Source organism: Pedobacter lusitanus, assembly GCF_040026395.1.
In the GTDB taxonomy this organism is placed as follows: Bacteria; Bacteroidota; Bacteroidia; order Sphingobacteriales; family Sphingobacteriaceae; genus Pedobacter; species Pedobacter lusitanus.
In genome coordinates this window covers 5731155-5744995 of sequence record NZ_CP157278.1, presented here as the reverse complement: position 1 = coordinate 5744995, position 13841 = coordinate 5731155, and the positions used below count along the sequence as shown (strand labels likewise).

The window sequence follows — 13841 nt, the reverse complement described above, 5'->3', positions numbered from 1 at the left end:
GATTAACTCGGCATCTTTAAAAACATCCTTCCGGACATTTAGATGCTAAATGGGTTAAAACAATCCTCCAATATTATATATTTTTTTTAGATATCCGGGTCTGTTCAGGTGTATATTGTGAAACACAATAAGGTAAACAGCTAATTTTCTGATGGTTCTTTTACCTCAATAAAAACTATATTAGACCTATGAACAGCTTTTACGAAAACTACAAAGGAATCATCTGGCTGATAGCTGGTATCATTGCCGGCAGTCTTGCCGGCTTAATATTTGGCGAAAGCGTGAAAGTACTTAAGCCCATTGGCGAAATCTTCCTTAATCTGCTGTTCACTGCAGTAATTCCACTGGTATTTTTTTCTATCGCGTCAGCAATCGGAAGTCTGAAAGAAACCAATAAATTAAGTAAAATGATGGCCGTAATGGTGCTGGTATTTCTTTCAACTGTACTGATCTCTGCTTCTTTAACCATAATGGCTGTTAAGCTATTTCCGGTACACGAGCATATGACCAATACACCGCTGACAGAAAATATAGTAAAAAAACCTTTTGGAGATCAGCTTACACAATTGTTAACCACCAGCGAGTTTTTCGAGCTCCTTTCCAGGAAAAGTATGCTTGCTATGATCATATTTTCAGTACTTACCGGTTTTGCAACCTTACGTTCGGGTGAATACGGAACTGCTTTTTCCAATTTTCTAAATGCGGGCAATGAAGTTTTCAAGCATGTGTTTATTCTGATCATGAAACTGGCACCGATTGGATTAGGTGCTTATTTTGCTTACCAGGTCGGTGTTTTTGGCCCGCAGTTGTTTGGTGCCTATGCCAGATCCCTGGGCTTATATTATGGTACAGGCGTTTTTTACTTTGTATTTATCTTCACCTTTTATGCGTTTGTGGCAGGCGGAATAAAAGGAGTTAAGAAATACTGGAATAATAATATCGTCCCATCTGCCACTGCTGTAGGCACCTGCAGCAGTATAGCTAATATACCTGCCAATCTTGATGCGGCAGCAAAGATTGGTATCCCTGCTTATATTGCCAATGTGACCATTCCGCTGGGCGCAACACTGCATAAAGATGGTTCCAGCATTTCATCTATTATTAAAATGGCTGTAGTTTTTGCGATGTTCGGCAAAGGCTTTGACAGTATGGAGAATATACTGATCGCATTGGGAATGACCGTACTGGTCAGTATTGTAGAAGGAGGTATACCTAATGGTGGTTATGTGGGCGAACTGCTTTTTATTTCCGCTTACGGTTTCCCGCCCGAAGCATTACCCCCCGCGATGATCATCGGAACATTAGTAGATCCGATGGCCACCTTATTAAATTCAACCGGAGATACCGTAGCGGCAATGCTCGTTGCACGTTTTACGGAGGGTAAAAACTGGCTTGCTACAAAGGCATAAAACCGTTTTCAATGTTATCATCGTGTAAACCGATAACAGAATAATGTCTTGGCAGATACCAGGTAACAGTCTGCATCATATTTCTATAGTGAGTTTCAGATTCAAAACGATCCGGGGTAATATTAAAAGCCAGATCCTGTTTTAATTCTTCGCCTACTTTGCGTGCCATCAGTAATACCTTAGGCCCTTCAATTCCGTTCAGTTCAAAGAAATCCTTTAATAATTTTCTGGTTTCTGATGGAAGTATCGTTTCTGCAGGCTGCCCAACCATAATTTCTTCTCCTTCAGCAACGACTTCTTCTGTACTGGTACTCACACTAAACTGGCTGTCTTCGGCCGTAAAGAAATCACCATTCAAATGATAATTTAAAAGATCACCGTATGACAATACCCAGTCTGGCTGTCCTTCTCCGGGATTAATCACAATACCATATCCCCTTTCCAGCAGAAAATCAGTAATCATTCTTTCAATGTAAAAAGATTGATATTCTTCCCCTGACTCAGGAACAAATAATTGAAAATAAGGGAAACCATCCGGCCCTGCAATGATTTGCGGTGTTCCGCAACGCAGGCTTGCCAGAGGCAGATTTGCCAAAAACCGGCTTACCCAGTCTGCATCTCTCTGTTCCATTGGTACAGCTAAAAGTACAGATAACAACTGTGTTTTTTCTAAATCTCCAAGGTACTCCTGTGGCACCTTTGTTTTCCCAGCCTCAACAACAGACTCTTTTTCAGCAGCTTTCCCGTTTTCCGTTTCCTTTGCTGTATCAGTCTTTTTGAAAATATCGAATAATCCCATGTAATATAAAAAATTGCTAACCCGTCAGGTGTATCCTTCAAGCGCAACCCAAATTTAACAAAATATAGATAAATAGGCTGCTAATTGTTAAAAACCGAAAACAAACAGCATAAATGCCACCCGGTTATTCATGGTTGTGTGAGACTGCCTCTTGAGTATTAGCGTGTAATCAGCAGGATAAAATCTGTATCAGCAAAGAATAGCAGCAGGTATATGAATCCGGATGGCATGTAACTAATTTACAGCTAAATAAACGAGAATAACAGGGCCAGTTGTCTCAAAAAAAGAAATCCAGGAAGGGAACATCAAAAGTTTAAAGGGTGTTTGTGGTCGGGGTTGGTATAGGGTTGGTATACCCCCGGGGTATACCAACCCTATACCAACCCCGACCACAAACATAGCGCTGAGGCGTCCGCTACCCGGACGCCTAAAAAACAGAGAACATCAAAAAACAGGTAAGAAAACCGGAAATTATCCCTTCCGGATCAATAAGATAAAGCGCTCAATCTGCCTTCGGTGACGCAGTATGTGAACAATTGCATGTTCCATCAATTGTTCTATATCATATAACTGCCCCCAGCCGGTCATGATTTTATCCGCCGCATCAGATCGTTCCAGCTCATCATCCTTAATCAGTTCAAAAACCCCCACAGTAAACAGAAAAGCCTGCTTAAGTTCATCAATATAAGCTGCAGCCGTAAGCTGGAATATCTTGGCGGGCCTCGGGGTCAGAACACCACTAAGACTCTGAATATAAATCGCATAGCTATAGGCAGAACTCACCACATGCGATAAGACAGTTTGAATTGATCTGCAATCCTCATTCAATGTAAACTCATCAGCAATGCTGATCAGCTCTGCATCAGAGACAACTGCTATAACTCCTGATAAATCAGTTATTGCTCTTTCATACTCGTCAAGCAGACCACCAGCCGCCCCTTTTCTGTAAATCATAAAATCAATTCTTAATTTCTTATCCAATATTACAATAAAAAAAGATGCTTCTCCTAAACAGAGACACTTTCTCAAATCCAGTGAATGATTAATTCTTATCTTTGAATTATGAACCAATTCTTTCTGTCAGAGCTCAACATTTATCCGATTAAATCCCTTGCAGGTATTAGCCTGACCACGTCAATCCTGGAAGAAAAAGGACTGCAATACGACAGGAGATGGATGCTGATTGATCAGGAAGGCACATTTATCAGTCAGCGAAAATATCCGGAACTCGCTTTACTCCAGATCACTCTTGGAGAAGAACAGCTCACCATTACCCACAAAAATAATCCTGCTCAGACTATTTCCTTTGGCTATGGAGAAAACACCGGTCAGCTTATTGCTGTCAATGTATGGGGTACAGATTGCCAGGGCATTGAAGTTAATACAACGGTAAGTAAATGGTTCTCTGCATTACTGCAAACAGAAGCCCGGCTGGTACAAATGCCGGAAGCAGAAAGAAGACTGGTAGATCCCAGATATGCACCAAACAATGAGGTGGTCAGCTTTGCAGATGGCTATCCCTGTCTGATCATCAGCCAGGCTTCACTGGACGGACTTAACGAGAAGCTCGATCAGGCAGTCCCGATGGATCGTTTTCGTCCTAATTTTGTCTTTACCGGAGGGGAACCTCATATTGAAGATCGTTTTGACACTTTTTATATCGGGGATTTGTTATTCAGGGCAGTAAAACCCTGTTCCAGATGCGTGATGATTACAGTAGATCAGCAGACCGCAACAAAAAGTGCTGAACCACTGAAAACACTGGCACGTTACCGTACTGTCGATAAGAAAATTATGTTTGGTCAGAACCTTATTCATCAGGGTTCGGGAACTATCCGTATCGGCGACGAGCTGGTGATCAGGGAATGGAAAGTTTAAAGACTTCTCCCATGGCGATCTTCAGGTTAAAAGAATCTTTAAGGGCTATGTTCTGCTGATTTGCCAGAATTATCCTGATCACCCCACCATGTGTAACAATAGCTACCTGCTGATAGGGCTGCTGTAAAAGTTCTGTCCAGAATGCCATCACCCTTTGCTGCATTCCAAGCATAGTCTCTCCGTTTGGCGGTGCCAGGTTCACAAAGTCATTCATCCATGTTTCGCATTCGGCACGATCCACCTTATCCCAGGTATCTCCTTCCCAATCTCCAAAATTCAGTTCATAAAGTGCTGTATTCATTTGATAGACCGGAGAAATTTCAGCTGCCAGTACCTTACATCTGAATGAAGGGCTGGAATAAACAATATCTAATACTGCCGGAATCTGTTCCAGAATATGCTCTTTTTCTGCTGAAAAACTAGCCGCAAGCGGAACGTCCATCCTACCGTAAACCAGTCCCTTTTTTATCAGGGGGGTAGTATGCCTGATCAGGTAAATTTCCATATCAAAATATAAGACAGATAGACTGTTACCTCAGTAAGCTGCTGAACCGCTCCCAGACAGTCACCGGTATAACCTCCTATCCATTTTTTAAAATATGCACCAAGGTACAGACTAAAAAGCAATACAGGAACAACAATCAGCAGCAATAAAGGCTGTTCGAGCCAGACAGTTAAACCGGCCAGCGGTATTAGCGTAAAAATACCGGCCAGGATAAGATTTACCGGTTTTCCTTTGGCCACCGCCCCACTGGCTTTACTTTCTTCGATACGGGCATAACTATGATTAAAAACAACTGTTATGGCAGCAAACCTGCTTAATGTATGGGCCACAATAAACAATCCGGCCGTTGTGAATATGGCAGGATCGGTAAAGGTTTCTGTAAATAACTGCAGAAGTGCTGCAAATTTAAGTCCCATCAGTAAAATCAACCCGGCTACACCATAAGTCCCCAGCCGGCTGTCTTTCATAATATCCAGAATCTTCTCTTTGGACCATCCGCCACCAAAGCCATCACATACGTCTGCAAAACCATCTTCATGAAAAGCTCCTGTCAGTAATACAGAAATGATCATGGCTAATAAAATAGCAATTGCTTCTCCAAACAGCCAGGTAGCGGCAATAAAAACAAAGGCAGTGATCAATCCTGTCACCCAGCCCACTACCGGCAGGTACCTGATAGCATCAGGCAGATTATGCGCATTATCCTGATGTACAGCAGCCGGTGCAGGCAATCTGGAATAAAAGGATAATGCCGTGAAGAAAAGTTTAAGTTCTTTATTCATCAGGATTTACCGGATACCTCCGCACTCTGAAAACTAGCCATCTCATTCAGAAAATTTACGGAACTTTTTAATAATGGATAAGCCAATGCACAACCTGTACCCTCGCCCAATCTGAGACCAAGGCCCAGCAGCGGTTTTGCTTTTAAATGCGTTAACAGTAACCGGTGTCCTTTTTCTTCAGACTCATGACAGAAAACAGCTTTACTTTTGAGCTGCGGATCCAGTTGAAGAGCACAAAGAAAGGCTGCAGTAGCAATAAATCCATCAACCAGGATCACCATATTTCTTTTTCCGGCGGCCAGCATTGCGCCAGTCATTTCAACCAGTTCAAATCCTCCGAAATGTGTCATCAACTCAGAGACAGCCCTGCTTCCGCTGTAATTTGCAACTGCCTGTTCCAGTATTTCCTGTTTTCTGAGCAGCTGCTGATCATTCAGTCCCGTTCCCCTGCCAATACAATCTGCCATGGGTAAATTGCAAAGCAAACTCATTAATACCGCAGCACTTGAAGTATTTCCTATTCCCATCTCTCCAAAACCAATCACATTGCAGCCTTTGGCTTCAATCTCAGCTACTACCGCTTCGCCCTTGGTCAGGCAGCGTTCCATCTGTGCTGCTGTCATTGCCGGACCATGTAAAAATGACGCCGTACCTTTGGCAATTTTCGCATCCCCCAAAGGCAGATCAGGTTCAAAATCATAATTTACACCAGCATCAACTACCTGCAAATGGATATCATGCTGCCTGCAAAAAACATTGATAGCTGCACCGCCGTTTAAAAAATTCAGGACCATCTGCCGGGTTACTTCCTGCGGAAAAGCACTTACACCTTCATTCGCTATCCCATGATCGGCTGCAAAAACGACCAGATGCGGCTGAATTAACTCAGGACTTGTTGTACCTAATATTTCTCCAATCTGCAGAGCCAGCTCTTCCAGCATACCCAAAGAGCCGGGAGGTTTGGTTTTATTATCTATTAATATCTTTAAATCTTCAGTGATCATATATTCTTTTTATCAGCTAAAAGCCGGTTTAAATTTAGAGGATAATATTATTATTTTTTCAAAAACAAAGGTAACCCTGATACCATAAGTACAGCCTCATCAGCCTTAGCGGCAACATACTGATTAGCCCAGCCCTGTAAGTCAGCAAATTTACGGCCTACCGGAGTTTCAGCATGTAAACCCATCCCCAATTCATTTGAAATAATAAGGAAAGTAGCAGGAACACTGAGCAGCTGATCAATTTCTTTTTTAAAATCAGCCAGTGAAAGCTCCACATCATTTTCCCGGTCCATAAAGAAATTAGTGAGCCACAGCGTGACGCAATCAATCACCACATAACGACCTTGCAGCGGTAAAAGATGCAGATCACGATAAGCTTCAAAATTTGTCCATTCCGGCCCACGGTCATCCTGATGCCTTTTTACCCTTTCCTGAAAATCCTCATCCCAGATTTTGGCTGTAGCTATATAAACCGGATCTGCACACAATTCCTTAACACGTTTTTGTGCATATCCGCTTTTACCACTTCTCACTCCTCCTGTTACAAAAATCAGCATATTAAGATTTCACCTCCGGATCTGTCTTTTTGAAACGTTTATACAAAAACAACTGCCATTTTTCTTCTGCCACACCTGCTTTATCCATTTCGGCTCTGGAAAGCGTAAAAAACAAATCAGATAAACGATTGATATAAGCCGGAATGGTATCATCAACCTGATCAGTTTTAAGCAGACTGACCAGTCTTCTTTCGCCTCTGCGCATCTGTGTTCTTACCATATGGCAAAGTGCAGAAATTTCATTTCCTCCCGGCAGGATAAAATAATCAGAAGGATGGGTCATTGCATTTTCCAGTTCATCAATCCATGCTTCACAAAATTCAGGTCCGTCCACAGGCATAGGATTAGTATTGATTTTAGTGGTATCAGACGGACGGGCCAGATGGGACATCATGTCCATGAGATCTTTCTGAATTTTATGCAGATTAGGCTGCCATTCATGTGTGGTGCCCAGCTTTACTCTCAGCATCCCGATAGTAGAGTTCACTTCATCCAGTGTGCCTACACATTCTACCCTGATATCGTCTTTATCTACACGTTTTCCGCCAAACAATCCGGTAGTTCCTTTATCCCCTTTTTTAGTATATATCTTCATCTGATTTGATTAATGCATCAAGAGCACAATTTTAACAAATAAAATCTAAACAATACCAAAAAGAAGGCTTAGTTGATCTTTGTGATAAATTGAACAAACGTTTGCGCTGAAATCTCACTTTTCAATTGTTTAAGTTTGGTTTGTAACTGTAGAAGCTATGAAAACAGCTTCATTATCCTGAACGCAATAACCAAATGAAAAGACTAATTTTATGCGCCCTGACTGCCTTGTTTGCAGGCAAATCTTTTGGGCAGAAACCTGCAGCAGACCCTAAAATATTCTGGTCAGAGAATTTCAAAACAGGTAAATTACCTGAAGGCTGGAAAAACGTAGATCAAAGCACACAGAACATTGAATGGCTGGTCACAAATCAACCTTATCCGGGTTCTTATCAATATCAGCAGCAGGCTCCTCCTATTGCCTCAAAAAGCAGAGGATACCATCTTCAGTTTCAGGCAGGTTATTTTGTTGATGAAGATCAGCCGCGCTGGATAAAAAAGAACTGGCATCCTGATACCTGGATGCAGACTAAAAGTATTGACTGTTCTGGTAAATCGTCTGTAATTTTAAGATTCCAGCAAACCTTCAGATACAACAATGAATCTGCGGCTCCGGGTGCCGGCTTATTTGTAGGCGTCAGTACCGATGGGGTAAAGTGGACAGACTATAATGTAATGAATAATGCACCGGCAGTGAAAGATATGTTCACGCCTATTAATCAGGAGCTGAATATTACTAAAACCGCAGCTGGTCAGGCCAAAGTATATCTTCGTTTTTACTGGAAAGGCTATTATAGCTGGTACTGGATGATTGACGATATTGAACTGGCAGAAGCTTATAAAAAAGACCTCGCTATCGGACGTTTAACTTCCCATGATGAAGAAGAGAACACTTTCACCAAAACTGATGTTTTAGCTGTGACAGTGAAAAACAGTGGCACTGAAACCATCAGATCTGCATTTAAAGTTTACTGTAAACTGGATGGGAAAAGAGAAATAGAAGCTGTTGTTCCTGCAGGTAAAAAAGGGATTTCCCCGGGCGAAGAGATCACGGTAAAATTTCCGGCAACCGATCTGACAGACAGACCCATGCATGCTTTAAACTTCCGTCTGAAATATGATGCAGATGAAAAAGAATCCAATAACAACCTGTTGGTTAAAATTAACGCTAAAGAGACTAAAGTTGGAAATCTGACAGCTTTTAAAGCTGATAAAAATGAGTTTAATATCACTGCTGGTTTGTCAGCTTTCAAAGTAATTTTCTACAGTGATGATATTTTCAGAATCTGGATGACTCCGGATGGAGAATTTACTAATCCTGCGGCCAATGATATTGTCGTGAGTTATGCGGTGAAGAATCCCGCAGTGACTTCAACAGACAAAGGTGATTATTATCAGCTCAAAAGTGCCAGCTGTGTAGTCAGGGTTTACAAAAGCCCGCTGCGTTTTGCGATGTATGATATCACTGATAGCAAGGCAATCTGGGAAGAATCAGAACCGCTGTCATTTGGTGCACATACCAGACAAAGTATGAAACGTCATGCAGACGAATATTTTTATGGCTGCGGCATGCAAAATGGTTATTTTTCACATCGTGATAAAGATATTCTGATTGAAAAAGGAAATGGATGGGACGATGGCGGAAGAGCCAATCCTGCCCCGTTCTATCTTTCTACAGCAGGATATGGTGCTTTCAGGAACACTTTTGATGTAGGTAAATATTCATTCCGGGAAAATCTTCAGTTTACTCATAATGAGAACCGTTTTGATTGTTTCTATTTCTACGGCCCATCTTTAAAACAAATTCTGAATGGTTATACTCAGATTACCGGACGGCCGTTTTTAATGCCGCGCTGGGCTTTAAGTCTGGGAGATGCCAATTGTTATAACCGTGGTGCCAAAGGCAATGAGAGCAAAAATTATAAAGGAACCGGAAGTACTGGTACCACACCGGATGTAATTAAGCTGGTTGCAGATAAATATGTGGCTAATAACTTCCCACGTGGCTGGATCTTACCTAATGATGGTTATGGATGTGGTTATACCAAACTTGATTCTACTATTACAGAATTACATAAACGTGGATTCTATACCGGATTATGGACAGAAAACGGCGTAGATAAAATTGCTAAAGAGGTTGGACAGTCAGGTTCCCGTCTGGCTAAACTGGATGTTGCCTGGGTTGGCCCGGGTTACAAATATGCACTGGACGGCTGTAAAGCAGCTTATGAAGGGATAGAGAACAATAGCGATGCAAGGGGTTTTATCTGGAGCGTAATGGGCTGGGCTGGTACGCAGCGTTATTCTACTGTCTGGTCGGGTGATCAGAAAGGAAACTGGGAGTATATCCGTTTCCATATTCCAACAGTCATTGGCTCTGGTTTATCGGCACAAAATGCAGCTACCGGAGATGTAGACGGGATTTTTGGCGGCAGCGATTCTACTTATGTCAGAGATTTGCAGTGGAAGTGTTTTACACCTGTATTAATGGTGATGAGCGGCTGGGCTAAAAAGGATAAACAACCGTATAATTTTGGTGAACCTTTTACCGCTATCAACAGAAAATATCTGCAGCTTAAAATGAGAATGACGCCTTACATGTATACTTTATGTGAGGAAGCTTATGAAACCGGAGTACCTGCTTCCAGAGCAATGGTACTGGAATACCCTGAAGATCCGGTAACCAGGGGTAAAAAAACACAATATCAGTTTATGAACGGTGCTTCTCTGCTGGTCGCTCCTGTTTATAAAAGCGAAGCAAAAAGAGATAGTATTTATCTGCCTGCAGGTAACTGGTCTGATTACTGGAGTGGTAAAACCTACCAGGGGAATACCTGGCTGAACAATTATGAAGCCGGGCTGGAAAAACTACCGCTGTTTGTGAAACAAGGGGCTATTATTCCTATGTATCCACTGATGAATTATGATGGGGAAAAGAAAACGGATAGCCTGACACTGGATATTTATCCTTTTCAAAAGTCTGCTTTTGACCTGTATGAAGATGATGGTTTAACCCGTGAACACCGCAATGGGGCTTTCGCCAAAACACTGCTGGAAGTTGATGCGACTAAAGGTGTAACTGTTAAAATAAATGCTGCCAGAGGCGATTTTAAAGGCCGGAATATGAACAGGGTTTATTTAATTGATATCCATCAGACCAGTTCACCTGAAAAAGTTACTGTCAATGGGAAATCAGTTAAAGGCTATAAAAACAAAGAGAGCTTTGATAAGGCTTTAACAGGTTATTATTTTGATCCGAATGATAAAACAGGAACAGTGCATATCAAAACTGCCACTCTGAGTACAAGTGTTACTCAGCAGGTATTTTTAAACTAGTTATTCACAATAATGACATTTATTACCTTTTAAATAAAAAACGGGATTAAGTTGGATGGCATAAATCAATTGATTTGCTGTGTACCGGTGACCAGGGAGAACAATTTATAGTAGAAATGCAGCGGGCAGCTCATGATAATTTTGAGGACCGCTGCATTTTTTATTTAAGCCGGCTGATCCACCAGCAAAAACTACCAGGCAAAGACAATTGGAAAACCAGGCTGAAAGAGGTTTTTCTGATCGCTATCCTGGATTTTAAAATGAAAAACAGTCTCGGAGATCATTATTTACAAAGTATTTTACTGGTTAATACCACTACAGGTAAAAAATTCCACAATGGACTGGGATTTAAATTTCTTGAACTGCCTAAATTTGACAAAAAAGAGGATGAGTTAGAAAATGAGCTGGACAAATGGACATATATGCTGAAACATATGCACAGTCTGGATCGGATTCCTCATTATCTGGATAAACGCATTTTTCAAAAAACATTTAACATAGCAGAAATGGGAAGATTATCAGCAGAGCAGCAGTTTTTATATGAAACGCATTTACAGGACCGCGCGGATTATGAAAGTACTATTGAATACGCGACCAATAAGGGAATAGAAAAGGGACTGGAAAAAGGAAAACTTGAACTTGCGGTTGAAATAGCCAGAAAGATGAAACTCGAGAACTTCGACTTCATTAAAATTGCTGGTTTTACTGCACTATCCATAGAGCAGATCGAAAGTTTATAAATAAAAAAGGATACTATGCGATGGCATAGTATCCTTTTTTATTTTTAGAAGCTGAGATTATATCTCAGCGAGAAGTTTCTGCCGGCCAGGTTGAAACCACGTTTTTCATAATAATTTTCATCGGTTATATTATCTACAAGAAAAGTAACTGTGTGTCTTTTTTTGTAGGTATAGCTGGCTGCGAAATCAGCTACCATAAAATCAGGATAAACAATTTCCGGATATTTAGGATCATTAAAATCAGTATCCTTACGTTTACCCACATATCTGCCACCCAATCTTAAATCAAGTCCTTTCAGATTGTTAAACTCAAAGCCATAACCTGAAGTAAAATTTGGAACATTGTAAATATCTTTAGTGGATTCAGAACCATCAGCCAGAATAGTTACTTCTCTGGCCTTAGATGATTTGGTAGCATTGGCAAAGACTTTCAATGAATAATCTTTATCTGCCAGTCTTCCAAAATCCCAGGCAAATTCAGCTTCGAACCCATTGATATTTGCTTTATTGGCATTGATATAAGTCATACGGCTACTGATCGGAAAACCACTTGGTGTAGTTTCCACAGGAACAGGAATAGTGGTTTTAGTCGTAATTCTATCCTTTACATAAGTATTAAAATAAGTAATGTCAGCCGTTAGCCCCCATTCAGGTTTACTGAATCTTAAACCTGCATCCCATGAGATACTATTCTCATTTTTCAGATCAGCATTTCCCTGGATTACGCTTGCTTTACCATCTTTAACTTTTTCGGAATAACCTGCAACATTATAAGCATCAGGTGTCACAAATGCACGTCCTGTACTGGCATGTACGGTAAACGCTTTACTGATTGCGTATTGAGCAGCTAAACTCGGGCTGAAAAAAGGGTTAGTTTGTTTTCCACCTGCATAGGTCGGCAATAAAGGAGTTTGTTTTACATTGTAGGTAATCAGATCCAAACGTACACCAGGATTAATAACTAATCTGTTATCCAGGAAATTGAATTGTCCCTGAATATAACCCGCAGCAGAAGAAAGACTGTAATTTGGAGAATAAGGAGCCGATTCAGAACCGTCAGAATTAAAGGACTGTGAGCGGGTTGATGCATTACTGTAATCCAGACCAAAAATCAGAGTATGATTACCTAACTGATAAGCGTCTTTTGCCTGTATTCCTTTCCAGCTCGTTGAACTTTTATAAGAAGGATAAGGAGCCAGAAGGCCATTCACAGCAAGCAGTGAATTGTTTAAATTATTCTCCTGTGAAGTATATCCCTTTAAGGTCAAATGATGCTGTGCAAGATCACCGGAAAGGGTTACTTCTTCATTATGGCGTTCAATATCTTTAGTACTGGGCTGTCCGTTTCCAAAAAAGATATCACTTGGTGACTCGACATTTTTTGCGGCAAAACGTTCTCCTCTTACATCAATTCTCCAGTTGGCATCCAGCTGATAACCCAGTCTCAGACTCCCCGAATTATAGTTCAGTTTAGTATAATCACGTCTCAGTCCGTCAGAACGTTCATCGTCCTTTTCTACCGGTCCGTCTGTATAATTGTAAAGTGCAGTATTCGCACCCAGCATCTTCCTGAACAGATTTCCTTTACCCAGTTTCATATTCTTTGCTCTGTCAAAATTCAGGAAAGACAAATCAAAATCCAGTTTCTTAGTGATATTCCCACCTGCCGAAGCGCCTAATTTGGTAGTCTCATAGGAGCCATATTCTGCAAATACATTTCCATGAATATCACCAGACGATTTTTTAGTGATAATGTTCACGACTCCACCCATAGCTGATGAGCCATATAAAGCAGAAGCCGGACCTTTAAGTACCTCGATACGTTCAATATCAGATGGATTTATAGTCGAAATACTTACTGTACCAGCCGGACGGCCGTCAACCAATAACAATGAACGCTGATTTAAACCACTTGCCTGTGGTCTGAAGCCTCTTATACCTATGCCTGACGATAAACCAGGATACTGAATAATACTTACAGAAGAATTCTTTTTTAAAAGATCAGTAACTTCCTGTGCAGGAGTCATGTTAATGGTTGCTTTATTGATGACCGTCATACTTTGCGGTACATTACGTCTTTTAACCTCTGTCCTTAAAGAGGTTACCACCACTTCATCCAGTGAGTTGGTTTTAAGAGAATCAGCTTTTTTTTCCTGTGCAAAAACAGGACTGCTGATCAAAACCGTGCCGATAAGCAGGTTTTTTAATGATAATAATGGTAAATTTTTATTCATATA

Annotated in this window: 12 protein-coding genes; 4 read left to right on the top strand and 8 right to left on the bottom strand. The window is 41.1% G+C overall.

The window, feature by feature from the left end:
• Positions 1-188: 188 nt before the first annotated feature.
• Entirely contained in the window at positions 189-1409 is a 1221-nt protein-coding gene (locus PL_RS24685) for a dicarboxylate/amino acid:cation symporter (protein WP_041886712.1), read from the top strand.
• Here the strand turns inward: PL_RS24685 and PL_RS24680 are convergent.
• Both PL_RS24680 and PL_RS24675 read right to left on the bottom strand, forming a co-directional pair.
• Positions 1396-2208 carry a hypothetical protein gene (locus PL_RS24680; protein WP_052496608.1) on the bottom strand — a complete coding sequence of 271 codons (813 nt, stop codon included), beginning with the start codon at positions 2206-2208 and terminating at the stop codon, positions 1396-1398. The two genes, PL_RS24685 and PL_RS24680, sit on opposite strands and share 14 nt — an antisense overlap.
• 471 nt (positions 2209-2679) lie before the next feature.
• Entirely contained in the window at positions 2680-3162 is a 483-nt protein-coding gene (locus PL_RS24675) for a DinB family protein (RefSeq protein WP_041879489.1), read from the bottom strand.
• Between the two features lie 108 nt (positions 3163-3270).
• Between PL_RS24675 and PL_RS24670 the strand changes: the two genes are divergently transcribed.
• Positions 3271-4086 carry an MOSC domain-containing protein gene (locus PL_RS24670; protein ID WP_041879338.1) on the top strand — a complete coding sequence of 272 codons (816 nt, stop codon included), beginning with the start codon at positions 3271-3273 and terminating at the stop codon, positions 4084-4086.
• Here PL_RS24670 and cobC read toward each other — a convergent pair.
• Genes cobC through PL_RS24645 form a run of 5 tightly spaced genes read right to left on the bottom strand, consistent with a single transcriptional unit; the run spans position 4067 to position 7529 of the window.
• Complete coding sequence (gene cobC / locus PL_RS24665) at positions 4067-4591, bottom strand: alpha-ribazole phosphatase (protein ID WP_041879342.1); 525 nt, start codon at positions 4589-4591, stop codon at positions 4067-4069. The genes PL_RS24670 and cobC overlap by 20 nt on opposite strands.
• Positions 4576-5373 carry an adenosylcobinamide-GDP ribazoletransferase gene (locus PL_RS24660; RefSeq protein WP_041879345.1) on the bottom strand — a complete coding sequence of 266 codons (798 nt, stop codon included), beginning with the start codon at positions 5371-5373 and terminating at the stop codon, positions 4576-4578. Before PL_RS24660 ends, cobC begins: the two co-directional genes overlap by 16 nt.
• Positions 5373-6377: a nicotinate-nucleotide--dimethylbenzimidazole phosphoribosyltransferase gene (gene cobT, locus PL_RS24655; RefSeq protein ID WP_041879347.1), complete on the bottom strand. Its 1005-nt coding sequence runs from the start codon at positions 6375-6377 to the stop codon at positions 5373-5375. Before cobT ends, PL_RS24660 begins: the two co-directional genes overlap by 1 nt.
• A 50-nt stretch (positions 6378-6427) precedes the next feature.
• Entirely contained in the window at positions 6428-6934 is a 507-nt protein-coding gene (locus PL_RS24650; protein ID WP_041879350.1) for a bifunctional adenosylcobinamide kinase/adenosylcobinamide-phosphate guanylyltransferase, read from the bottom strand.
• 1 nt (position 6935) lies between these two features.
• Positions 6936-7529: a cob(I)yrinic acid a,c-diamide adenosyltransferase gene (locus PL_RS24645; protein ID WP_041879352.1), complete on the bottom strand. Its 594-nt coding sequence runs from the start codon at positions 7527-7529 to the stop codon at positions 6936-6938.
• 194 nt (positions 7530-7723) lie between these two features.
• On the opposite strand from PL_RS24645, the gene PL_RS24640 reads away from it, so the two are divergent.
• Together PL_RS24640 and PL_RS24635 are read left to right on the top strand one after the other, a co-directional pair.
• A complete protein-coding gene (locus tag PL_RS24640) occupies positions 7724-10864 on the top strand; it encodes a TIM-barrel domain-containing protein (RefSeq protein WP_082035844.1) in 3141 nt (1046 codons plus the stop codon).
• A gap of 74 nt (positions 10865-10938) precedes the next feature.
• Positions 10939-11604: an Rpn family recombination-promoting nuclease/putative transposase gene (locus PL_RS24635; RefSeq protein ID WP_160292072.1), complete on the top strand. Its 666-nt coding sequence runs from the start codon at positions 10939-10941 to the stop codon at positions 11602-11604.
• A 44-nt stretch (positions 11605-11648) separates the two neighbouring features.
• Here the strand turns inward: PL_RS24635 and PL_RS24630 are convergent, their stop codons facing one another.
• Positions 11649-13838 (bottom strand): TonB-dependent receptor, encoded by a 2190-nt coding sequence (locus tag PL_RS24630; RefSeq protein WP_041879354.1) that lies wholly within the window; start codon positions 13836-13838, stop codon positions 11649-11651.
• Between the last annotated feature and the right edge of the window lie 3 nt (positions 13839-13841).